Here is a 22,671-nt window from a genome sequence, read left to right as displayed (position 1 = left end):
GAGGCGGAAATGGCTGAGGGAAAACCAAGCTGTTGGCAGATAACCCAAGCCATACTCGATTATGAAAGATGGCTTTGGGTCTGTCAACATCTAAGTTGAGTTAGCGCATCCGGCAAGTTTTCCGTTCCTGGTCTGATTCAGGAAATTGCCACGAATAGGCAAAATGACTCATGGAATCTACCCCAGGGGCAACTTGACGAATCGCAGACATCTGAGTCTCCAGAGAGGGGCGATTCGTCATTGGCTGGCCCCAAACCCCAGCTAGGGCCGGAACCACGCGGGTTTCCTCTGAGGCAAAAGCCATCACCCGTTCCATTTGGTCTGTTAAACAACTGGTATCCCCACAAACCCCATACACCATCGGATGCCACTCCATGGAGGGAGAAAAGCGGTCCCAGGGTTGCAGACGGGAATCAAATCCCTGTTCCCCCACGGGTTTATTGCCATTGGGGAAAAATACCACTCCTGAGGGAATGTTATTTCGACTCACTTGGTCAGCGGAACGATGAACAAAATCGAGGATTCCCTGCACCGCATGAGCTACGGTCAAATTCCAGAGATACTGTTGTAGGGACGAGGCTGGCCGACTCACGGCTTGCCAGCGAGGTTCCTCATCGCCGGGATGACGGTTACGAATCTCTTGCACATCACCATTACTTAAATGGCCTTGTTGTAAATAGCGCTCCAATAATCCACGGGCCAGACCGTTACGAGAGCGGTTTAACAAGGCATTGCGAGAGGCTTCGCCATGAATCCAGAGTTGCCGGACATTACTGGCGACGGAATCTCCCCCGGGAAGACGAGGATAGCGAACATAGTCAAACAAGACTCCATCGGGTTGCCGTTGCAGGATTGCGTTGAGGAGCCATTCATAATCCCGCCGGGCCTCGGGACTGTAGGGGTCAATAAAGGTCTGGGAGGCGTAACTATGGAGTTCTCGGTCATAGACTGTCCCTTCCGGCCGCGTCCGGTTGAGGGTGGACTCATTAGCACCATTGCGGGCCACAGCATTGAATCGATCGGCCCGTTGTCCGTAGGAATAGCCAAAATTCATTGTAAAGACCCAAGCATAAACCTTGAGTCCTCGTTCATGACCTTTACGGATCACCTCCGCTAACAAGTCATGATCTCCCAATTCGGGCGATCGCACCACCGAGGGCCAAACCGTGGGATTATCATTGAGGGGTAAGAGGACTTGTCCATCATAAAAGACCTCCACATACACCTCGTTATAGCCACGACTGACGATGCGATCGAGGACGGCATCCAAGACCCCCGGCCGAGCATCGCAGGGATACAGTCGTAACCAGAGGGCCAGGTTTTGTGGCCAATTCTGCCGGCGACAGGCTTCTAATTCAGTGGCGTGGTTTTGAATCAGACGACGATACTGTGCTTGCGCTTCAGCATCTCCCTGGAGTCCGGCCTGACGTAAAGTTTCCGTTTCCACTATCGCCTCACTCGGGAGATGACAGGGATTGGAGGGGCGAAACTGAGCCTGAGCCTCCCCAGAACTCACAAGAACCTGTCCCAGTCCCAGAAATAGGGTCAACGCCATCGAGGACACTCGGGCTGAGGCGCCAGCAGAGACGGCACCTCCTAAACGGGTCACCAGCCTCGATGAGGTGGAGGAACAGGCAGAAAACAGGGCTACCATAGGGCCTAACTTAACTGTGGAGGAAACGACGTTAATCCCAAATGCAGGCGATCGCAGGATTAATCCGTCCAAAACGATGCGATCGCCCTGAGTCTAGCGCCTCATCGACCTCGTTGCACAGCCATCTCAACTTGTTTAAATTCTTGTTCTAAACGAGTTTTGAGCTTGTTAGACAGAGGACGGTTGCCATAGGAGCGGTAATGACCCGCTAAGGCATCCAACGCCGTGTGCATGGTGGTAAATGAAGGCAAACTGGAAACTGAGGAATCCCGGCGATAGAGAGAGAAAAAGTTATCAATACGGGTTTTGGCTTCCGCTTGCGCGTCCATCTTCTCGGGAGTTCCCTCAGGAAGTTCAATGGCCTCCCGCAAGCTGCTTACCAACGCCAAGGTATCTTGGCGATAGTCTCCGGTTAAGTTAGACCCAGCGGAACAGCCGGTGAGTCCGACCACCGCAACCAGTAAGAGGGCCAAAAGGCGTGAGACTAATCGATTCATAAAAAGTTACCGAGGAATAGACAAATTTCAATCTTTACAATCCTACCGTGAGATTGATCATCCCTGCTTGACGGGAATTGGCTTCACCGGTTCCCCAGGTCAATGGCATAATGCCTACAAGCATCTCTATCCCCTGTTCGTCCTCTGTCGTTGCTCTGCCATGACTAACCCCCCCCTTTTTACCGCCCTCGCCGTGGCTGCCCTCGTTCTCCTGGCTCTCGTCACCGGCGGCATTACCTATCTCACCTTTGCCGAATGGCGCGATCGCCGTCGCCAAGATCGCGAAAAGCGCGAACAACGTTAACCCCTTAACCCCCTGTGCTATATTGGTTAATTGCTGAGTTAACCGAGCCTCTAAACCGATCTTATGTCTCTGACCCAAACTGAAAAGCAAGAAATCTTTTCCCAATACCAGACCCACGACACCGATACGGGGTCAGCGGAAGTTCAAGTTGCCATGCTGACTGAGCGCATCAATCGCCTCAGTATGCATCTGCGCAGCAATAAAAAAGACTACTCCTCCCAGCGTGGACTCATGAAAATGATTAGTCAGCGCAAAAGCCTTCTTGGCTATATCCGCAAAAGAAGCGAAGAGGACTATCGCAACCTAATCACCCGCCTCGGGATTCGCGGTTAAGTTCCTGGCCTCCCCCTGCTGTTCCCTTGCCGTTATCTTCACCACCCAACCATGGCTTCCGACTCCTCCCGCGATCGCCTGCCCTTCGAACCGGCAAAGAAGCGCAAAAAAGACAAAGCCCCCAAATCCCCAAGTCAAGGGGACTCGGGGGCCTCTAGCTCCCAGTCCGCCGCTTCCCCAAGTTCCAGCAAAACCAGCGACAGCCCAGCCTCAAGCCGTAAGACCCCGAGCGTCAAAAAACAGCCCATCCCCGAAGCGGTGAGTCGTCGGATGATCACGCGCATGGCCCTGTTCAGTGGAACTCCCACCAGCCTGGGCGTCCTGAGCCTCCTCGGGAGCTACTTTATCATTCAAAAAGAGTGGTTCCCCCTCCCCAGCATCGCTGTCCTACTTGTCAGTAGTGGCTTATTTGGCTTAGGAGTTCTAGGATTAAGCTACGGACTCCTCTCTGCCTCCTGGGATGAAGACGATCCCGGCAGCAAACTGGGGTGGCGAGAGTTCCAAACGAATTTTGGACGAATGCGACAAGCCTGGAAGAAGGAATAAACATGACCGAGATGAGCTGTGGTGCAGTCATGGCCAACGGCAAGGGGTGAGTTGCGAGACTGACCTCTTTTTTATTGACACAATTCATCTAAATAGGACAAAAAACTGGGGAAAAGAAGGCAACAGGCAACAGGCAATAGGCAGCAGGTGGGGAATTCCCCTCGTCCCTCCTCTCCCTCCTCGTGTCCCTCCTCGTGTCATGGCTCTGCCATGACATGGACTGTCGGCGGCTCTGCCGCCTGTACTCGGGAGGCAGAGCCTCCCCAAGAGCATGACTTGGCTCCAGCCAAGTCACGAGGAACCGGGGAGGAGCCAAGTCACGAGGAACAGCGAGGTCAATCAAAGGCAGGTGGGGTGAGCTTCATTAGAATAGAAATATGCCGTGCTAATCAGCGGACTGAATTGGGACTTGGCTAGCTATCATCCCAGAACATCGTGTTATAGGAGAAAACCTGAATGATCATTGTTATGAAAGTGGGGACCCCCCAAGAGGAAATCGATCGCCTCAACCAAGAGATGTCCTCCCGGGGACTCACCCCAGAAACCATTTTCGGGCGCTATAAAGTCGTCATCGGCTTAGTGGGAGACACCGCCGAACTCGACCCCTTACAGCTACAAGAAATCAGCCCTTGGATTGAACAAGTCCTGCGAGTTGAAGAACCCTTCAAACGGGCCAGTCGCCAATTCCGTCACGGAGAACCCAGCGACATCTCCGTTACCACCCCCGAGGGTCCCGTCCTCTTCGGAGAACATCAGCCCGTCGTCACCATCGCCGGTCCCTGTTCCGTCGAGAGTGAAGAGATGATTGTCGAAACCGCCCTGCGCGTCAAAGCCGCCGGCGCCAAATTCCTGCGGGGAGGAGCCTACAAACCGCGCACCTCCCCCTACGCCTTCCAAGGTCATGGGGAAAGCGCCCTGGGCCTCCTGGCCAGTGCCCGAGAACAATCTGGACTCGGCATCATCACCGAAGTCATGGATGCCGACGACATCGAGAAAATCGCCGAGGTGGCCGACGTCCTGCAAGTGGGGGCCCGCAATATGCAGAACTTCGCCCTCCTGAAAAAAATCGGCGCCCAAGACAAACCTGTTCTTCTCAAACGCGGTATCTCCGCCACCATTGAAGAATGGCTCATGGCCGCTGAATACATCCTCGCTGCTGGCAACCCCAACGTCATTCTCTGCGAACGGGGCATTCGTACCTTCGATCGCCGCTATACCCGCAACACCCTCGATCTATCTGTCCTCCCGGTTCTGCGAACCCTCACCCACCTCCCCATCACCATCGATCCCAGCCATGGAACCGGCTGGGCCCCCCTCGTCCCGGCCATGGCCAAAGCGGCGATCGCTGGCGGAACTGATGCTCTGATGATTGAAGTCCATCCCAATCCTCAAAAAGCCCTCTCCGACGGCGCTCAATCCCTCACCCCCAAGGAATTCGAGACCCTCATGGGCGAACTTGCTGTGATTGGTAATGCCGTGGGACGCTGGGAAAAGGAAGCGGCCTTGGTGTAATCATCCCTACCAGGGCAACACTTCCCCATCGGCGTGCCAAAACTGGCCTGTCGTCTTGAGGGTAAGCTCATCAATTCGCTGCAATAATCCCCCAACGGACTCCGCTGGGGGAATTCCCGTATAGTTGGTCATGGGGGTACTCACCAACCCCGGATGTAGAATCGCCACGGCAATGCCCCGGGGTTTAAGGTCATGGGAGAGCGATTTCCCCGCCATGGACATCGCCACCTTGGACATTCGATAACCATAGGACCCCCCCGAGGTATTGTCACCAATGGAGCCCATGCGACTGGTCATGAGAATCAGCTTCGACCCCTCAGACAGATTCGGCAGAAGTGCCTGAGTCAGCCGTAACGTGCCGATCGCATTCACCTCAAACTGATAACGGATCGAATCAAAGTCGAGATGATCCAGAGGAATCGATTGCAGAACCCCAGCATTATTAATGAGAACATCCAGAGGTTGTCCAGCCAAGCGAGCCGCCAAACCCCGCACCGCCGCATCTGAGGTAATATCGACCCCCGTTTCCACCCGAACTCCCAACTTATCCAAGTCAGGAGAACTCGCACGACAAGCCGCAATCACCTCATCCCCCCGCTCTTTCAACTGGCGGCAATACTCACATCCAATGCCACCACTTGCCCCCGTTACCAAATAAGTTGCCATAATAATCGAGTTTCACTCCCAATATGAACGTTTCCTCAATCTAGTGTAAGAAATTCCCAGCAGACCCTACGATGGTCACATAAGTAGGGGGTAAATTTTTTTCGCCCCTACAATTCTCCTCCTCCTCCCCCTCTGTGTCCTTTGTGACTCTGTGGTTCCCCTCTCCCCCTCCCCCCTCTCCCATGCTCATTCTCACCCTACTCTCCCTCAGCATTTGGATCACTCTCCTGGCCTTTCGCGGGCAATTTTGGCGATCGCACATCCAACTGTCTCCCGTTCCCCCCAACTTCGACACCCTACCCAGCGTCTGTGCCATCATCCCCGCCCGTAACGAAGCTGAGTTATTACCCAAAACCCTGCGATCGCTCCTCCTCCAAGAAAACATCAGCCAATTACAGGTGATTCTCGTCGATGATCGCAGCGACGACGGAACCGCCGATGTGGCCCGGGCGATCGCCGCCGACATCAACGCCCTAGGAGAAGAACTCAACCTTACCCTACCCCAACTCGACATTATCACTGCCGATCCCCTGCCCCCCGGTTGGAGCGGTAAACTCTGGGCCATGGACCAAGGCATACGCCATGGAGAACGCTATAGCGCTGACTATTACCTCCTCACCGATGCTGACATCCAACACCACCCGCAAAACCTAGAACAACTACTCTTCAAAGCTGAACGAGACAGCCTAGATCTCGTCTCCTTGATGGTCAAACTGCGCTGTCAAAGTTTCTGGGAACGACTGCTCATCCCCCCATTTATCTATTTCTTTCAGAAACTCTACCCCTTCGACTGGGTGAATACCCCTCAAAACGCCACCGCCGCCGCCGCCGGAGGCTGTATTCTCATCCGTCGTCAGGCCCTAGACCGCATTGGCGGACTGGCCGCCATCAAAGAAACCCTCATTGATGACTGCGCCCTGGCCCAAGCCGTCAAACGGGGTCAAGGTCAGGAGTATCATGGCATTTGGTTAGGCTTAAGCCAAAAAACCATCAGTTTACGCCCCTATCCTTCCCTCTGGAGTATCTGGGGGATGGTCGCCCGCACCGCCTACACCCAACTCAACTACTCCCCCCTGCTGCTCCTATTTACTCTCGTGGCCATGGGGGTGACCTATTTCGTCCCTCCCATCGCTCTAATTTGGGGCATCCAGAATCATGAATCTTTTATCGCCTTTATCGGTTTCGCCACCTGGTTCTTAATGGCATTTTCCCTACTCCCCACCCTGCACTTCTATCAACAACCCCCTTTCCTAGGACTCATTTTGCCCCTGATTGCCGCCCTGTATAGCCTAATGACCTTAGATTCCGCCCTGCGCCATGGGTTGGGACGGGGAGGCGCTTGGAAAGGTCGAGTGTATCGGGGTAATGGCAGCACCTAAAGCCAGCACCGCCCTATCCCCAACTGCCTAAACAGGATAAGATGATCTGTGCTGGCAAAGTGCCAGAACACCGTTGTTATGAGAAGGTTATGGACGCGGCTGAACTATTAAATCGCTATGGCACAGGGGTTCGCGATTTTAGTGGCGTTGATTTACGACGCATTTCCCTAAGTCGAGCTGATCTCTATCAGATCTGCTTGAAAGATGCCATTCTCAGCGGCGCCTCCTTAGCCGATGCCGATTTGCGCGGCGCGGATTTATCGAAAACCGATTTAACTGGGGCCCGTCTCAATGGCACATCCTTAGTGGGTGCTAGCCTGTATGGTGCTGATTTGACTCAAGTTGAAATGCGATCGGCAGACTTGTATCGTGTCGATTTACGGCACGCCTGTTTGAAAGGGGCCGACTTATATGAATCAGACTTTCGGGAAGTGAACCTCGAAGGAGCAAATCTCTGTGAAGCCAGTTTACGGGGAGCTAACTTCCGGCAAGTGAAACTGGATCAGGTGAAACTCCATGATGCTGATTTACGAGGGGCGGATTTACGAGGGGCCAGTTGGCTCGGGGTGGAACTCATCCGCGCCTATTTCGAGGAAGCGAACTTGAGTTATGCGAACATGGCAGGAGTCTCTTTTGAGGGGGCGAATCTACAAAAAGCCAATATGAGCTGTTCAATTCTAAGTGGCGCCAACCTCACGGAAGTCAATCTTTCTGGAGCATCCCTAAAAGGCACGAAGTTAGATCAAGCCAATCTCTACGGTGCCAATCTCAGCAATGCTGATTTAACTCAAGCTGATTTGAAGATGGCTGATTTAACCAGTGCCGATTTAAGTTACGCTAACCTCACTGGGGCAGATTTATGGGGCGCTCACATGACAGCTGCCAACCTCCACGGCGCTATTCTCCCTGATGGAACCCGGCATGGGTAGGGAACAGGGAACAGGCAATAGGCAACAGGCAATAGGCAATAAACAGGGATAACCCACCCCTTAACCCCTCCCAGGAGGGGAAGGAAAGAGGCAATAGGCAACAGGCAACAGGGATAACCCACCCCTTAACCCCTCCCAGGAGGGGAAGGAAAGAGGCAAGAGGCAATAGGCAAAAATATGACCACAACATCTAACAATTTAGAAACCCAACTCACTGAACTCCAAAGCATTGCAAGCGAGGAGATTAACGCTGCTGATAGTTTAGAGCAGCTTGAGTCTCTGCGGGTGGGCTATTTGGGTAAAAAGGGCAAGGTCTCGAAAATCTTGGGGGGTATGGGCAAACTTGACCCGAGCGATCGCCCTAAGGTGGGGAAACTGGCCAATGAGGTGAAAACCGCACTGGAAACGGCGCTGAGTCAGAAAAAAGAACAGCTCCAACAGACCGCGATCGCGGCCCGCTTGGCCTCGGAAACTCTAGATGTCACCATGCCGGCGGTCGTGGTTCCCCAAGGCCGTCGCCATCCCCTCAATAGCACCATCGATCGCATTCTCGATATCTTCGTGGGACTGGGTTATACCGTCGCTACGGGTCCAGAGATTGAAACAGACTACTATAACTTCGAGGCTCTGAATACTCCAGCGGACCACCCCGCCCGGGATATGCAGGATACCTTCTACTTGCCGGGCGATCGCCTACTGCGGACTCATACCTCCTCAGTGCAAATCCGCTACATGGAACAGCAACAGCCCCCCATCCGCGTCGTCGCCCCGGGACGAGTCTATCGTCGCGACACCGTGGATGCCACCCACTCGGCGGTATTCCATCAAATTGAGCTGTTGGCGGTAGATGAAGGGTTAACCTTCACAGACTTAAAAGGCACAATCCGCGAGTTTGTGCGCCAAATTTTTGGCGATGTAGACATCCGTTTTCGCCCCAGTTATTTCCCCTTCACTGAACCCAGTGCCGAGGTGGATGTGAAATGGAAAGGCGACTGGCTCGAAGTCCTCGGCTGCGGAACGGTCGACCCCAATGTCCTAGAAGCCGTTGGCTACGACAGTGAACGCTATACCGGCTTTGCCGCCGGTTTCGGTGTGGAACGTTTTGCCATGGTTCTGCACCAAATGGACGATATTCGTCGCCTCTACAACAGCGACCTACGCTTCCTCAATCAGTTCAACTAACACAACTCCCCCCACAGCCGTCCCACTTCTCCCCTCCAGGGAGTCTTGGTCCTCTACCAGGCTGGTACTAAGCGTAGCCATTCTCCCCCCACAGCCGTCCCACTTCTCCCCTCCAGGGAGGGGTGCCCGTCAGGGCGGGGTGGGTCCTCCCCGCAGGGGTAGATTCCCTAACTCCGTGACAAACTCTCCACCCCCCGTATCACCGTATAGGTCGCCATCAGCAACAGCAACAAACGAAAAAGTCGATTCACCTGCCGTTCAGGCAACTTGGGCAACGTGCGACTGCCCAGTTGCGCCCCCAAGACGCCCCCCAGAGACAATAACCCCCCAGCCGCCCATAACACATTGCCCTGGAGGGTATGCCGCCATAAACCCGAAAGGGAAATCAACAGAATAGCCCCCAAACTGGTTCGCACCGCTTGCTTAATACCAATCCCCAGCAACAGCATCTGTAGAGGAACCATCACCACGCCACCCCCCACACCAAATAACCCCGATAAGAGTCCAGCCAGCAAACCAATCCCCACCATGATCATAAAAAACTGCTTGGGAGACTGTTCCGCAATGTCTAACCTCGACTGACTTTGGGCTAGGCGACGACGCAACCCCATTAAATAGATCGTGACCAGTTGCAAACCTGCAAGACTAAACGCCAAGATCCACGACGGTAGCCAACCCGCAAGCCAGGCCCCCAGTTGGGCTGTACTGATACCCCCAAGGGCTAAACCAAGAGACCCCCGAGGATGGAGGTCTCGGGTTTGCCAGTTACGAAAACTCCCCGAGAGGGCGTTGATGAAGACGGCGACTAAACTGGTGGCAACGGCTTGTTGAATCGGCGCTCCCCAGGCCAGTAAACCGGGAACCATAAGCGCACCCCCGCCAATTCCTAAGAGTCCTGAGGCAACTCCGGTGAACAGTCCCAGGAGAATCAGTAAGGCTTCAGCCATCATGTTTAGTTAGGGTTTGGGGTGGGGTTGTCGGGCCTGGCGGAAAACTTCGGCGGCAAAGTCAGGATTCTCGGACATTCGCCGAAATAGGGGCGGTAAGTCCTGGGCGTTTTGTTTCAGGAAGCGTTCATAACAGCGTGGGGTACGCCCCGCTAGAAAGACTAATTCTTCGGCGTTGAGGTTGAGGCATTGGGCGATCGCGCGGATCACCTCTTCTTTGGCGGCATAGTCGGCGCGATCATTCTCTAGTTTGGAGAGATAGGTAAAGTCTAATTCCAGTTGTTGCGCTAGACCCCGCTGGGATAAGCCTAGTTCTTTGCGGGCGCTGCGAATGATTTGTCCAAAGCTTGCTTCCACAATTAGATCCTCGGGGCTAGGGGCAGGAGATCCCGATGGGGCGATCGCCCTCGGGCTGGGTTGGCCTGTTTACAGTTTAGCGAGTGCTTGACAAAAAAATCAACGTTGGCTACAGTAGAGTTAAGTTGATTTAAAAATCAACGTTGCGAACGAGAGCGACGCAGCAGACTCAGTCAGATTGGGTTCAGGCTTGACCTCAGGCCCAATCTGACCTTCCTGAGCCATTCATCTATAACAATTTATTCCATCGTGAGGTTCCAAGAGCGACCATGAGTGACGCAGTGAAGAAGGCGGGCCTTGAGGCATTGGAGAGGATTATCAGCGCCCAGCAACAGCAGTCCTATCAGGTGAGGACGCGGGAAGAGGAGGCGCAACAGCAGCAGAATCAGCAACTCATGTCCCAGGTGGTGGGATATACCAGTGATGCTATTGTGCGAGGGTTAGCGGACTTGCAACTGGAGTTTGAGATGCAGGTGAGCCAGTTGGGCGATCGCCTGGAAGGGGAGGTGGAGAAACAGGGACAGTTGCAACAGGCCATCCGCCTGGCTCAACAACAACAGCAGCAACTGCATCAAATCGGTATTGTCGCCGATGGCTTGTATTCCTTGCGGCGGGAACAGGCCCAGAAACAACGACAATTGCAGGATGCGATCGCCCAAGCCTCAGAGGAGTTGGAACGTCAGCAAGACCAGACTCGCAAACAGTGGCAACAGCAGCAACAGCAGCAGCAAGAGGACTGGGAGGTGAAACGCCAACAGCGACAAAAACAGCGACAGCAACAGGAAGCCGACGGGGTCTATGAACAGGAACAACGGCGACAACGGGATGCTGACGAGTATGGGCGCATTCTGCGAGAACAACACCATCAGTTGTCCCAGCAGGGTTATGACCATCAGAAAGACTGGGAGGCGCGAGAGGCGGTTTTAATGGCTAATCAAGAGAAAATTACCGCCTACCGTGAGCAAGTTGCCCAGATGGAGACTACATTACAGGAGAGCTTCAACCAGGCTAAGACCGAGGCAATCCGGGAGGTTCATCAGCAGTCTAGAAGTCGTCGGGAGTTGCTAGAGAAAACCTGGGACGGTCAACAACAGGGCTATGAGGTAAAACTGGGGTCTTTGCAGGAAAGTTTGGCACAATATGATGCACAACTGGCGGAACTGAGTCAGCACTTGCAAGCGGCGCGGGACCAAGCTCGGGCTTTATCCGTACAAGCCTTTGGCTAATGCTTGGGGAAATTCTTTAATCCCAGGTTCCAATTGTATCAACATTGAAAAAAATCAGGAGTTGAATGATGGCCAAACGATTGACAAATCGCAGTACGAAGGCAGAGATTTTGGCCGCCTATGAGGCGTTAGTTCAGGAGAAAAAGCAGGTTGAGTCTGAACTCAAACAGAGCCGGCGATCGCCCATCCCTGAGCCAGCCCCTGTGCCCCAGCCCGACCCAGTTCAACGATGCAGCCCAGGGGTCATTGAGGAGCCGGAAACTCCGATACATCAACTGCAACAGATTCAAGTCCGATTTGGCAGTTTTGTGAATCAGTTATCTCAGGCATTAACTCAAGAATCTCGTCAGTTTTTTGAGATATCTGAGGCGATTCAAAATGAACAACGACGGTTACAAGAGTTGTATGAAATTGAGTCTATTGATGACACAACATTGGGGCAGTTGATTGATACATATTTGGAGGAATCCAAACAGTTCGCCGATGACTTTTCTCAGGAACAAGAGCGTCTTCAAGATGAGTTAGAGCAACGGCAAAGGGACTGGCGCAAGGAACAAGAGGACTGGGAGCAGAGTTGGCAGGAAGAGCAGCAAGCATTGGCAAAAAACTGGCAGCGGGAGGAGCAAGACTATCGCTATCAACAAGCCCAACAGCGGCAAGTGCAAGAAGAGGAGTATCAGCAACAGCAGCAGCAGCACTATCGAGACTTAGGGGAGATGCGAGAGGCACAGGAACAGTTGTGGCACAACCAAGAGACGGCTCTGGCTGAGCGGGAACAGGAATTTGCAGATCTCAGCGAGAAGGTTGAGGAGTTCCCCCGTCAGCGGGAGGAGCAAATCCAGAACGGGAAACGTCAAGGAGAGGCGATCGCCCAGCATCAGGTCAAAACGGCCCTAGAGCTGCGTCAGCAAGAGATTGAGGGGCAAAAACAAGGCTACGAATTACGGATTGAGGGCTTAGAACGAACTATCGGCGATCGGCAACAACAACTCCAGACGCTCTCCCTGCAACTTGAAGCGACCCTAGAGCAGGTGCAAGAGTTAGCGGTGAAAGCTATTGAAGGAAACGCCAACCGTGAATCCATCGAGGCGGTGAAAGAGATTGCTCTAGAACAAGCTAAAACTCTGGGGCGAAACAAGTAGGGAGCGGTATCCGTTAAGATAGAGGTGGATGGGACGGTCAATTGATTGACCGTCCGCCACTTAACGGTCATGGGGGAGTCGTTCACACCATGTTAATTGAAGATGAAGAACTTCGGGGAATCTTCCAAGAAGCCAGCGAAGATGGCTTAAGAAAGATTCGGGAAGGACTCACCCAGCTCCGTGATAACCCTGATGACCAAGACCTCCTGGATGGGTTACTCCGAGAAAGTCATTCTCTCAAAGGGAATGCGGGGATGTTGGGGTTAAAAGATATTGCCACCTTGACCCAACAATGGGAACATCTGCTCAGTCAGGTGCAGAAGGGCAAGGCGGCGTTTGATGAAGATTTAGAGCGACGACTTGGGGATGGTTTAGGGGCATTGGAAGCATTGGTTCAAGAGGCGATCACTGGAGAACCCTCGGGAGTACAAACCTTTTATGTTTTGGCGCAGCTGATGGGATCCGGGGAGACAGCCTCTAGTTCTAGTCCTAAGGTGGCGCAGACCCCTCAGAGGTCAGACGCTCTGAGCCTTCCTGCGGTCGAGGAACCCCCTGCGCCTTCTGTTCCCCAACCTGTTCTAGAACCGACGTCGGATGATGGGGCAATCGATGAGCTGTTGAGCCGTCTGGAGTTGGGACTGGTGGCCCTGGAAGAGGATGTGGCAGACCCCGAGGCCCGGGCACAGGGGCGTCAACGGGAGCGCCTGGACAGTCTGTTTAAGGATCTGGAGGTCTTGGAACAGCTGACTGGGAATGACCCGAGGTTACGGGGTCGGATCAATGGGTGGAAACATGACTTGGCTCAGCTGATGGAGGGGGAGGACGGTCTGGACGCTGGGGCCGATCGCCTCTATGAGGGACTCGATGCCATCCGTGACTATTTCCGGCCCGGCGTAGCCTCCGCTCCTGGGATGTTAACTCCACCGGTGGCCGTTTCCGTGGGGCCTCAATTGAGGTCTGTTAACTACATTGAGGATGAGGAACTACGGCATACCTTTCAACTGGCCAGTCAGGATCATCTGCAAAAGCTTTATGATGGTTTGCTGTCTTTGGAACAGTCCCCAGGCGATCGGGTTCAACTCGATGATATCCTCCGGGAAATCCATAGTTTGAAAGGGGATGCGGGGATGCTCGGGGTCACGGCGGTGGCGCAACTGGCCCATGATTGGGAACAGGCGTTGGCCTCGGTGAAATCGGGGGAGATGGACTTAACGGGTGAAGGCTGTGATGAGTTGCTGCGAGGGCTAGACCGGATTCGCCAATGTATTGACCAAGCGGTGAGCCTCAATGAGTCTCGGGAGTCTTCAGTTCCGGAGACTTTGGCGGTTCCTCCGGGAACGGAGAGCCGTTATCTTGAAGACGAGGAGTTACGGCAGACCTTCCAGGTGGCTACTGAGGATCACTTGCAAAAACTGGATGCGGGCCTGTTGTATTTGGAACATCATCCCCAGGATGAGGGGAAATTTGATGAGTTGTTGCGGGAAATCCACAGTATTAAAGGGGATGCGGCGATGTTGGGCATCACGGATATGGCTCAACTGGCCCATGAGTGGGAACAGCAACTGTTGCCTGTTAAGGAGGGGAAACAGTTGTTTGATGCTTCTCTGTGCGATCGCCTCGGGGATGGGATTAAGACGTTGCAACAACTGGTTCAAGAGACGGTGACGAATTGTCCAGCTCAGGTTTCTCTGGTGGAGAGTTTGGCCAGGCTGCGGGGTGAGTCTCCGGGAGAAACGCCGGTTCAACGCTCTTCCTCATCCTTGGAACCATCTCAAGGGGGGGACAGGTCACAGCCCCATGAGGGGAACTATCGTATTGATACCATCCGGGTGGATACTCAGAATCTGGATGCTCTGATGACGGCCGCTGGGGAGCTGACGGTGACTAAGATTCGCATTGCTCACCGACTCTCGGAAATTGAGGAGGTGGTGGCCTTTTGGGAAGACTGGGCCCGGGAGGCTGGGAATATGTCGTTGACCCTCTACCATCCGTTACAGGATGAACTGCAAAAAATTAGGCAGCGTCAGGAGATTGCTACCTTGGGGATGGGGGGTGAGATGGGGAATGGCCGAGTTGGGGATGAGGGACGCTTCAATGGGGTAAGTCCTTCGGTGTTGCTTAATTTTGCTCGTTTTCAGGAACAGAATCAGGCTCGTTTGGAAACCTTGGGGAAACTGGTAAATCGTCTTCAGACGGGCATTGCTGAGGATACGGCCCGCTTGGAAACGTTGGCTGATGATATTGAAGAGGGGGTGCGGACGTTACGGTTGTTGCCCTTGTCGACGATTTTTAATCTCTATCCGAGATTGGTTCGGGATTTGGCGCGATCGCAGGGTAAGGAGGTGCGTCTGAAGATTATAGGCGGGGACACACGGGCAGATAAGCGCATTTTGGAAGATATGAAGGACCCGCTGACTCATATTATCCGCAATGCGATCGACCATGGTATTGAATCCCCAGAGGAACGGCAACGGCGGGGCAAACCCGCTACGGCCACGATTACGTTACGGGGCTATCAAACGGCCAATACCATCGCCATTGAGGTCAGTGATGATGGCCGGGGGCTAGAGATGGAGAAGATTAAAAAAACGGCTCTGAAAAATGAGGTGGTTTCCCCGACGGAACTTGAGGCGATGACCCTGGGGCAAATTCAAAATCTGATTTTTATGCCCGGGTTCTCGACGCGCAGTTTTGTGACTGAGGTTTCAGGCCGGGGGGTGGGCTTGGATGTGGTGCGGGCTAATGTGGAACGGTTGAAGGGGTCGGTTCAGGTGGTGTCAAAGCCAGGACAAGGCTGCTCGATGTCTCTGCAATTAGGAACGACCTTGGCGACGGCTCATGTGTTGTTATTGGAGGTGCAACATATTTATCATGAGGCGACGGGCAAGACTCTACCTCGCCAATCCTATGCTCTGCCGGTGGAGTTTGTGCAGACGGCGGTGATGATTGCCCCGGATGATATTTTTTCGTTGGAGGGTCGGGAGACGATTCTCTATGAGAGTCAGCCGGTTTCGGTGGTGCATTTGGCGGATATTTTGGAGTTACCTATTGATCGGCAGCTACAGGAGGCCCAGAAATCCTGGGCCTGTATTCTGCTCAAGGTGGGTGAGGATGGGTTGGGGGTGTTGGTTGATCGCCTCATTGATGAGCAGGACGCGATTCTCAAGCCCCAAAGTAATCTCCTCAAGCGGGTTCGTAATGTGTCGGGAGCGACGATTCTGGGAACGGGGGAGGTCTGTATGGTGCTAAACCCGGTGGATATTATTAAGTCAGTGCGGGGGGGTCACCGTCCCACAACTCAAGTGGCTGAGTCGTTTGCGGGGCCCCAGGAGACGCTGACCCAGGAGACGGTAAAACAAACGCTGTTGTTGGTGGAGGATTCGATTACAACGCGGACTCAGGAGAAACGGATTTTGGAGGCAGCTGGCTATGAGGTGGTGACGGCGGTGGATGGGTTGGATGGTTACAATAAACTGCGGGCGGGTCGGTTTGATGCGGTGGTTTCGGATATTCAAATGCCGAATTTGGATGGGTTGGAGTTGACGGCTCGCATTCGCACTCATCCGGATTATAGTGAATTGCCGATTATTTTGGTGACGTCTCTGGCGACGGATGAGGATCGTCGACGGGGGGCAGAGGCGGGGGCGAACGCCTATATCACTAAAAGTAGTTTTAATCAAGATGTGTTAGTAGAAACCCTACAGCGGTTAATCTAGAGGGATTACCCTGGAAACCCATTAGGATTCTTATTACAAATCTGATGCCCATTCGTGTTCTTATTGCTGAGGATTCCCCCGTAGTGCAAGTGATTCTGCGGCGGATGTTGGCAAGCTGTCCAGATGTTGAGTTGGTGGGGATGGCTGGTAATGGGAAGGAGGCGTTGAAGATGCTCCCCCAGGTCTTGCCGGACGTTGTTTGTACGGATTTTCATATGCCGCAGATGAATGGTTTGGAACTGACTCAGGAGATTATGGCAACGATGCCTCGGCCCATTTTGATTTTGAGTGCGTCGGTGCAGGCGGAGGATACTCAGAATGTGTTTCGGGTATTGAAGGCGGGGGCGGTGGATGTGTTGCCGAAACCGATTGATGGGGGGATGAGGGATTGGCAGGATTTGCAACTGGAGTTGATTACTAAAATTCGTGTCTTGTCTGGTGTGGCGGTGTTTACCCATCGTCGTCAGGGGAGGGATTTAAGACGTGGGACGAGCCAGCCTGTGACAGCTCGTTCTAAATCGGTTGGGTTAGGACAGTCTTCCTTGCCGCCGATCGCCCCAGCGGTACGACAGCGAACCTATGAGTTGGTGACGATTGGGGCTTCGACGGGGGGGCCCCAGGCATTACAAGAGATTTTACGGGAGATTCCTGTGGGGTTTCCGGTGCCGATTGTTTGTGTGCAACATATTAGTCGGGGCTTTTTGACGGGGTTGGTGAATTGGCTGGATACGGAATGTCGGGTTCCGGTGCGGATTGCTCAGCCGGGGATGCGGGCGGAGGCGGGGGTGATTTATTTCCCGCCGGAGGATGAGCATTTGACGTTTAGTCGTCCGGGGGTGTTTGCGAGCGCCCCTCTGCCACCGTTTTCGGGTCATCGTCCGTCGGTGACGGTGACGTTTGAGTCGGTGGCTCAGGTGTATGGACGGCGTTGTGTCGGGATTCTCTTGACGGGGATGGGTAAGGATGGGGCCTTGGGGATGCAGGCGATTTCTCAGGCGGGTGGGGTGACCATCGCTCAGGATGAGGCGACGTCGGTGGTGTTTGGGATGCCGAAGGAGGCGATCGCTCTGGGGGCGGCTCGGTATGTACTGCCGTTGCCGGAGATTGCTCCGGTGCTGCTCAAACGGCTATTTGTGGGCTGACTGGGGTTGCGTTCTGGCTGTTTATGGTCAATAATTGGAAGCGGCTAATTCCGAAATACGGTAAGGTTTAATTGATGGTTCCCCAGAAACGGCTTCCTCTTTCTAGTCAGCGGCGACGGTCTCTGACGTCGCCTCAGACACGACCATTGGCAGAGGAGGCTGGGTTGGGGGTGCTCTATCCGTCGCCTCTGTTGTTGCAGCGGTTGACGCGGGGGGTGTTTTGTCAGCATGGATTGCGATCGCTACGGTTATGGGTTTGGTTACATCTGTTGTATTGTCCTGGCTATGGCTCGTTCTGGAATCAGGGTCAGGAACCGGTTCCTGAGTTGTTTAGTTATGCTCAATGGCGGGATGCCTTTTTTACCCCGGATCATCCTAAGGGGGAGGAGATTCCTCCACTTCACAATTCCCGCTGTCTTTGTGCCCGTCGTGGTTATGATTGGGTGCTGTCGGTGGTGGGCCAGGAGGGGATGGCGGCCTGGATTGAGGCGGTCTGTGCTGAGTTGGGGGTAGAGCGGCAGGAGTGGCAGGAGCGTCTGGAACAGCGGTTGTTTGGGGTGACGCGGCGATCGCTGGCGGATGATTTACGCTTATTGGTGGAGTTAGGGTTGTTGGCCCGTCAGGGTCATAAGTTTGCTCCCCTTAAGGAGTTACCTCAATGGGTGCGGGAACCGGTGGTGGCCAAGCCGGTGAGGGGTCAGGAGTCTCCGACAAAACCGCCGCTGCTAGGTCGGCCGGAGGTGCTGTTTGGGAATTTGGATTTTGGCAGTTTGGCGCAACGCTATGGGAAGCCGGTGGCGGGGGTGCAGCGGTTTCTGGTTCATGTGGATTATGTGGTGTGCAAGGGCCAGATTGACCGGGTGGAGGATTGGCAGGAGGCGTTCTATCAACTCTGGCAACAGTCTCCGGTTCCCCCGGTGCGGCTGTTGTATCGCAGTTCCCGGATGCGGGTTTCGCGGTTTTGTGTGGTCTATCCGGTTTGTTGTTATTATGTGCGGCGATCGATTTATCTCTGTGGGTTCGGGCAAACACCAACTCGACAGGGACGCTGGTATAACTTCCGCTTGGACCATATTGAGGATTTAGAGCCGTTGAGTTGGGAGAGTGAGGAGTTGCCCTTTTTTCTCCATCAACGCTATCAGGAACAGCGTCTGCCGATGCCGGATGAGATTCGTGAGGAGATGGAGTCGGTTTGGGGCTTTGATTTTTATTTACCAGCGCGCTTGTTGCTGTTGCGCTTTGAGCGGGAGTTTCATGAGGGCTATATTGCCGGCACGTTTCGTCATGAAACCTTTGAGCAGATTCCCTATGAGATGGTAGAACGACGGATTCGACAGTCTGCTGAGCCGGAGTATCGGGAGTCCTTATTGAAACTGTGGCGATCGCGCTCCCCCGAGGATGCCTATTATCAGGCCTTATACCGTCACGGGGATATCAACGTGCAGATGCGGCTCCGGGCCTGGCGACCCTTGGGGGAGGTGTTATGTCCGGGAGTATTACGGGATGAGATGGCCCAGGAGGTGAAGCAGGAGTATGGTTGGTATTTTGGTTAAGAAAGCAATCGGGGTAGGGTGCGTCCCGGCATGGTTTGATGTTGGGCTTCGACGACTCGGTTAAAACTTGCCGGAACGCACCGCTTAGAAGGGTTGGTTGCGTCGTCGGTGTTCCTCTTCCCAGCGTCGTTGTCGGTCTTGATAATAGCGCCGTTGTTGGTCGTCCCGTTGGCGGCGTTGGTGATCTCGGAAGAGGAATTTACCGAGACTGGCGCAACATTGTCCTTGATTGCGACGGACAAAAAAGGGTAGGGTGAAGCCCACTAAACTGTAGTAAATAAAGGTACGGCGGGGATAGGGGGTTGGTGACGGGGAGGAGGGGTCATCCTCGGAATTTGCCTGAGCCGCTAGGGTTGCGGCGGCTTCGGCACAGGCGGCAAAGCGGGTTTTGGATTGGGCGATCGCCGTGAGAAGATCGGTTTCAGTGAGGGCGTTTTTCACATGGCAGGAACAGGACTCGCCCCCGTGGAGAAGGCGATGGGCGCAAGAATAGCCCTTATGGGGCGAGAGATAGCGTTGATAGGCTGAAATTAGCAGTATCAGAAGACGACGCAGCCAGGAGTCGATGGCGGTTGAGAGGTCGGCTTGACGGGGAATGGGGAGCGGGAAATAGGAGAGATTAAACATCATTGCAGCACAAGGTTGAGGTGATTGAGAAGATAGGCTTAGGTTCCAAATTGCACCCGGACGACGCGGGGAACTTCCGCCAAGACTTGACGGATGGGAACTAGACGGCCGACGGTGGTGTAGAAACTCCGGCCGACAGGGGTGCGGGTGGAGCGTTCCCGAAATTGCTGCTGGTGTTTGAGGAACCAGTGGCGGGTTTCGGGCATGGGGAGTTGATAGAGGGTGCGGGGAGTGACGAAGTAGTAGAAAAGCCAGTCCGCTTCCGTGTAGAGGAAACAGCCGGGGGTTCCCCGTTCTCGGTTGCTGTGGGTTTCAAAGAAGAAGTTACCGGTTTTGTGGTGGCGATCGCCCTTGATTTCCACTTTCAGACAGGCCCCTTCGAGATGCCAGAGCAAGTCGACATCCATTTTTTGATATTCCGGTTCATCTTCGACGTTTTCGACGCCGAGGGTTTCGGGAATCCCATTCAGCCAAGCCTCGATATCCCGGCTGGCTTGTCTGGCGATGCTCATCCCGTCGTCCATACTGTACATGGTTGGTTTGGCACTCCGTTAAGGAAACTGGAGCTATTATACAGATTGCCCTGGAGGGAGAGTCTTCTAAAATTAGGAACAAGAAAGAGGAGTGAGAGCAACAGACGGCTGAGGTCTTCAGAACAGGCCTAACTCCAATTGACCCTGACGGTTGACATGGATGGCTTTCGCCCAATGAGTATAGAGGTCTAGGAGTCCTAGCTCTTGGGCTACCGCTTGCAGGGAAAGTCGTCTGAGAATGTCAATCGTGATTGGTCGTTTATCGTTCCAAAAAATCATTGAATCGAGACAGCTTTGAGCGGGTTCTGAGTTGAGGAGTTCCAGAACAAACTCGGCTTCCGCTTGATTATCAAAGGAAAGAAAGTTGACGGTATCATCGAGCATTACCGGTTTGTCACCGAGAGGAGAAATCAGTTGAAAGGCTAAGCTTTTATAGAGTCCTGAAATTGCAATTTTCCACGGTTTAAAAGAATAATCTCCGATGCCAAAAATAGAATAAAAGGGTTTGTTTTTATAAATTGAACTTTTGCGCTTGTTTAACCGTTCAGAGTGGTCAAGGAGATAACGCCAGGTCTTGGGAGCGATGTTCTCGATAAGGTGGGTCTCTTCTCCAATATAGGTTTGGGTGACCAGGACAACTTTACGATAGTTTTGGGTTCTGCCATTGCCAACATCTGAACTTTTAAGGAGAGGATAGAGATAGGTCGATTCGAGGTCATAGGTTTGACCCATTCCATTGATAAACTGTCCCTCACTCACGGGTTCGAGTTCCATCACTTTGGCACAATCATGTTTCAGTCCTGAACGCCAGGTATAGGTCAGATTTTGCCCAATTAAATGACTCCAGGCATCGTATTGAGGGATATGACGAACTAAGATGCCATTTCGTTCGCCGATGGCACCGGAGGAGATGGGCGCATCAAGGCTAGAATAGAGATGACACAAACAGTCCCCGGATGAGTCATAGCGAAAGACGAATAAACAGGCATCAACAGATACATTAAAATGCTGTTTGGCATCGATGATATAGATATCAGCACTAAAGGGTTGAGATTGATTTCGTTGAACTTGATTCACCACCTTACGAGCAACAGAAGACTTGCAGAGCATTGCCAGGATTCCTGATTGAGGGGGGAGCCATTGGCTAAACTGGAGCAGCATCCATTCAGAGATATCAAAGTTCGCTGAACCGGTAATGGCTTCAATGCCTCGTCGATTTTGATGGTTAGATTTTGCTGGCAGATTTTGCTGATTGAGCCGACTGAGTTCGCTGCTTGTGACCCAGGGAGGGTTCCCCAAAATGAGGATGTGGTTAGATAGTTTAGATAAGAGGCCTTGCCAGTCGATTGTAAAAAAATCTCCTTGTTGCAAGGTAACCTGATGGGCATCAGGATAGTTGACCAGGGATTGTTGAGCATCTTGGATGTAACTCGGGTTAATGTCTCGTCCGAGAATGTGGGCGGTGGGAAAGTGCCTGAGTGCTGCTCGAATAAAGGCTCCGGTTCCACAGGTGGGTTCGAGAATCATCTCAGGAGAGAGTTGGTAGCGTTGTTTGAGGAGATGAGTCACCTCTTGGGCGAGATGGTCTGGGGTTTGGAAGTCTCCAAATTGCCGTTTTTCTTTGGAAAGTGCCATGGTTTAATATCTAGCAAGATACTTTAATCATTTTGGCTCTAAATAAGTCCCAATTGCTTTCCTATCGGTAACTCCATGACCCATGAGAGTCCAGTTTTTAGGAGTTGAGGGTCTTCTGGATTCAGGGTGATCAGGAAAATTTATGGGGGTTTACATCCGTTGCTGTAGGGGAACCCACCCCTGCCCCTCCCAGGAGGGGAACCCACCCCGACCAGGTTACGATGGAACTCTTGAGCGGTAAGAAACCTACCCACCCCTGCCCCTCCCAGGAGGGGAACCCACCCCGACCCCCCAATTTAAAATCCGATTAATAACAAGACAATTCCATTAAACACCCCTGCCCCTCCCAGGAGGGGAACCCACCCCGACCCCTCCCAGGAGGGGAACCCACCCCGACCCCTCCCAGGAGGGGATTTTTTGCACCGACAATTTTGTATGAAATGCAACAAATCACACCGTATATCCTGAAGACCCAAAAATATATGGAAACACGTTTTCTAGTTTGGTTTTAAATATATGTTTTCTATTAGACGTTTAACGTCCCGATTCGCTTCATGAAAATTATTCCATGTTCTTAAATGTCTAATATTTATTAAAGCACAATTGTAAAATACTCTTTTGCTGCTTTTCCATTTTATGATTACATAAGGGATTGTTATACCGCTCTGAACTGTAGTGTACGTAAATTGCTTATAACCAACCACTTGTAATGGACTCTCAAATAAAGCCAGCGAAGAGTTTTTAGTTCCATCTATTTTGTCTTTTAAAGCATCCAGTAATTCGTTATCCAT

Annotated in this window: 21 protein-coding genes and 1 pseudogene; 13 read left to right on the top strand and 9 right to left on the bottom strand. The window is 53.1% G+C overall.

Annotated features, from left to right (window positions below):
• Window positions 1-100: 100 nt before the first annotated feature.
• Both NEA10_RS17130 and psb27 read right to left on the bottom strand, forming a co-directional pair.
• Complete coding sequence (locus tag NEA10_RS17130; protein WP_252662565.1) at window positions 101-1,654, bottom strand: family 10 glycosylhydrolase; 1,554 nt, start codon at window positions 1,652-1,654, stop codon at window positions 101-103.
• Window positions 1,655-1,755: 101 nt separating this feature from the next.
• The gene (gene psb27 / locus NEA10_RS17125; protein WP_252662564.1) at window positions 1,756-2,151 is read right to left on the bottom strand and encodes a photosystem II protein Psb27; all 396 of its coding nucleotides are present in this window, start codon (window positions 2,149-2,151) and stop codon (window positions 1,756-1,758) included.
• A gap of 160 nt (window positions 2,152-2,311) precedes the next feature.
• On the opposite strand from psb27, the gene NEA10_RS17120 reads away from it, so the two are divergent.
• The 4 genes from NEA10_RS17120 to aroF all read left to right on the top strand — a co-directional run bounded on the left by NEA10_RS17120 (window position 2,312) and on the right by aroF (window position 4,846).
• Entirely contained in the window at window positions 2,312-2,455 is a 144-nt protein-coding gene (locus NEA10_RS17120; RefSeq protein WP_252662563.1) for a hypothetical protein, read from the top strand.
• Window positions 2,456-2,518: 63 nt separating this feature from the next.
• Window positions 2,519-2,788: a 30S ribosomal protein S15 gene (gene rpsO, locus NEA10_RS17115; RefSeq protein ID WP_252662562.1), complete on the top strand. Its 270-nt coding sequence runs from the start codon at window positions 2,519-2,521 to the stop codon at window positions 2,786-2,788.
• 51 nt (window positions 2,789-2,839) lie between these two features.
• On the top strand, window positions 2,840-3,334 hold the full coding sequence (locus NEA10_RS17110; protein ID WP_252662561.1) for a PAM68 family protein: 495 nt from the start codon (window positions 2,840-2,842) through the stop codon (window positions 3,332-3,334).
• Window positions 3,335-3,790: 456 nt separating this feature from the next.
• The gene (gene aroF / locus NEA10_RS17105; protein WP_252662560.1) at window positions 3,791-4,846 is read left to right on the top strand and encodes a 3-deoxy-7-phosphoheptulonate synthase; all 1,056 of its coding nucleotides are present in this window, start codon (window positions 3,791-3,793) and stop codon (window positions 4,844-4,846) included.
• Between the two features lie 6 nt (window positions 4,847-4,852).
• On the opposite strand, the gene NEA10_RS17100 is transcribed toward aroF, so the two are convergent.
• Window positions 4,853-5,512, bottom strand: a complete 660-nt coding sequence (locus NEA10_RS17100) for an SDR family oxidoreductase (protein ID WP_252662559.1) — start codon at window positions 5,510-5,512, stop codon at window positions 4,853-4,855.
• Window positions 5,513-5,694: 182 nt separating this feature from the next.
• Here NEA10_RS17100 and NEA10_RS17095 point away from each other — a divergent pair, with 182 nt between their 5' ends.
• The 3 genes from NEA10_RS17095 (at window position 5,695) to pheS (ending at window position 9,002) form a co-directional block, all read left to right on the top strand.
• Window positions 5,695-6,891: a glycosyltransferase gene (locus NEA10_RS17095; RefSeq protein ID WP_252662558.1), complete on the top strand. Its 1,197-nt coding sequence runs from the start codon at window positions 5,695-5,697 to the stop codon at window positions 6,889-6,891.
• Between the two features lie 89 nt (window positions 6,892-6,980).
• Window positions 6,981-7,820 carry a pentapeptide repeat-containing protein gene (locus NEA10_RS17090; RefSeq protein ID WP_252662557.1) on the top strand — a complete coding sequence of 280 codons (840 nt, stop codon included), beginning with the start codon at window positions 6,981-6,983 and terminating at the stop codon, window positions 7,818-7,820.
• A 177-nt stretch (window positions 7,821-7,997) separates the two neighbouring features.
• Entirely contained in the window at window positions 7,998-9,002 is a 1,005-nt protein-coding gene (pheS, locus tag NEA10_RS17085; RefSeq protein WP_252662556.1) for a phenylalanine--tRNA ligase subunit alpha, read from the top strand.
• A 167-nt stretch (window positions 9,003-9,169) separates the two neighbouring features.
• Here pheS and NEA10_RS17080 read toward each other — a convergent pair whose 3' ends face one another.
• Window positions 9,170-9,952 (bottom strand): sulfite exporter TauE/SafE family protein, encoded by a 783-nt coding sequence (locus tag NEA10_RS17080; protein ID WP_252662555.1) that lies wholly within the window; start codon window positions 9,950-9,952, stop codon window positions 9,170-9,172.
• 6 nt (window positions 9,953-9,958) lie between these two features.
• Entirely contained in the window at window positions 9,959-10,306 is a 348-nt protein-coding gene (locus NEA10_RS17075) for a helix-turn-helix domain-containing protein (RefSeq protein WP_252662554.1), read from the bottom strand.
• 269 nt (window positions 10,307-10,575) lie between these two features.
• On the opposite strand from NEA10_RS17075, the gene NEA10_RS17070 reads away from it, so the two are divergent.
• The 6 genes and pseudogenes from NEA10_RS17070 to NEA10_RS17045 all read left to right on the top strand — a co-directional run bounded on the left by NEA10_RS17070 (window position 10,576) and on the right by NEA10_RS17045 (window position 19,085).
• Window positions 10,576-11,532, top strand: coding sequence for a hypothetical protein (locus NEA10_RS17070; protein ID WP_252662553.1), 957 nt, complete (start codon window positions 10,576-10,578; stop codon window positions 11,530-11,532).
• Window positions 11,533-11,597: 65 nt separating this feature from the next.
• Window positions 11,598-12,674 (top strand): coiled-coil domain-containing protein, encoded by a 1,077-nt coding sequence (locus tag NEA10_RS17065; protein ID WP_252662552.1) that lies wholly within the window; start codon window positions 11,598-11,600, stop codon window positions 12,672-12,674.
• An 89-nt stretch (window positions 12,675-12,763) separates the two neighbouring features.
• Window positions 12,764-13,051: pseudogene (locus tag NEA10_RS21130) on the top strand (Hpt domain-containing protein); the annotation flags it as partial.
• Window positions 13,052-13,585: 534 nt separating this feature from the next.
• Window positions 13,586-16,390 carry a hybrid sensor histidine kinase/response regulator gene (locus NEA10_RS17055; protein WP_374111911.1) on the top strand — a complete coding sequence of 935 codons (2,805 nt, stop codon included), beginning with the start codon at window positions 13,586-13,588 and terminating at the stop codon, window positions 16,388-16,390.
• 44 nt (window positions 16,391-16,434) lie between these two features.
• A complete protein-coding gene (gene cheB / locus NEA10_RS17050; RefSeq protein ID WP_252662551.1) occupies window positions 16,435-17,532 on the top strand; it encodes a chemotaxis-specific protein-glutamate methyltransferase CheB in 1,098 nt (365 codons plus the stop codon).
• Window positions 17,533-17,606: 74 nt separating this feature from the next.
• Window positions 17,607-19,085, top strand: coding sequence for a TIGR03985 family CRISPR-associated protein (locus tag NEA10_RS17045; RefSeq protein WP_252662550.1), 1,479 nt, complete (start codon window positions 17,607-17,609; stop codon window positions 19,083-19,085).
• Window positions 19,086-19,169: 84 nt separating this feature from the next.
• Here NEA10_RS17045 and yidD read toward each other — a convergent pair whose 3' ends face one another.
• The 4 genes from yidD to NEA10_RS17025 form a co-directional block, all read right to left on the bottom strand.
• The gene (yidD, locus tag NEA10_RS17040) at window positions 19,170-19,715 is read right to left on the bottom strand and encodes a membrane protein insertion efficiency factor YidD (RefSeq protein WP_252662549.1); all 546 of its coding nucleotides are present in this window, start codon (window positions 19,713-19,715) and stop codon (window positions 19,170-19,172) included.
• Between the two features lie 35 nt (window positions 19,716-19,750).
• A complete protein-coding gene (locus NEA10_RS17035; RefSeq protein WP_252662548.1) occupies window positions 19,751-20,245 on the bottom strand; it encodes a hypothetical protein in 495 nt (164 codons plus the stop codon).
• A gap of 117 nt (window positions 20,246-20,362) precedes the next feature.
• The gene (locus NEA10_RS17030) at window positions 20,363-21,880 is read right to left on the bottom strand and encodes a class I SAM-dependent methyltransferase (RefSeq protein ID WP_252662547.1); all 1,518 of its coding nucleotides are present in this window, start codon (window positions 21,878-21,880) and stop codon (window positions 20,363-20,365) included.
• A gap of 497 nt (window positions 21,881-22,377) precedes the next feature.
• Window positions 22,378-22,671: a hypothetical protein gene (locus NEA10_RS17025; RefSeq protein WP_252662546.1), complete on the bottom strand. Its 294-nt coding sequence runs from the start codon at window positions 22,669-22,671 to the stop codon at window positions 22,378-22,380.

The organism is Phormidium yuhuli AB48, from assembly GCF_023983615.1.
Taxonomy (GTDB): Bacteria; Cyanobacteriota; Cyanobacteriia; order Cyanobacteriales; family Geitlerinemataceae; genus Sodalinema; species Sodalinema yuhuli.
This window is presented reverse-complemented; position numbering and strand designations above follow the sequence as displayed.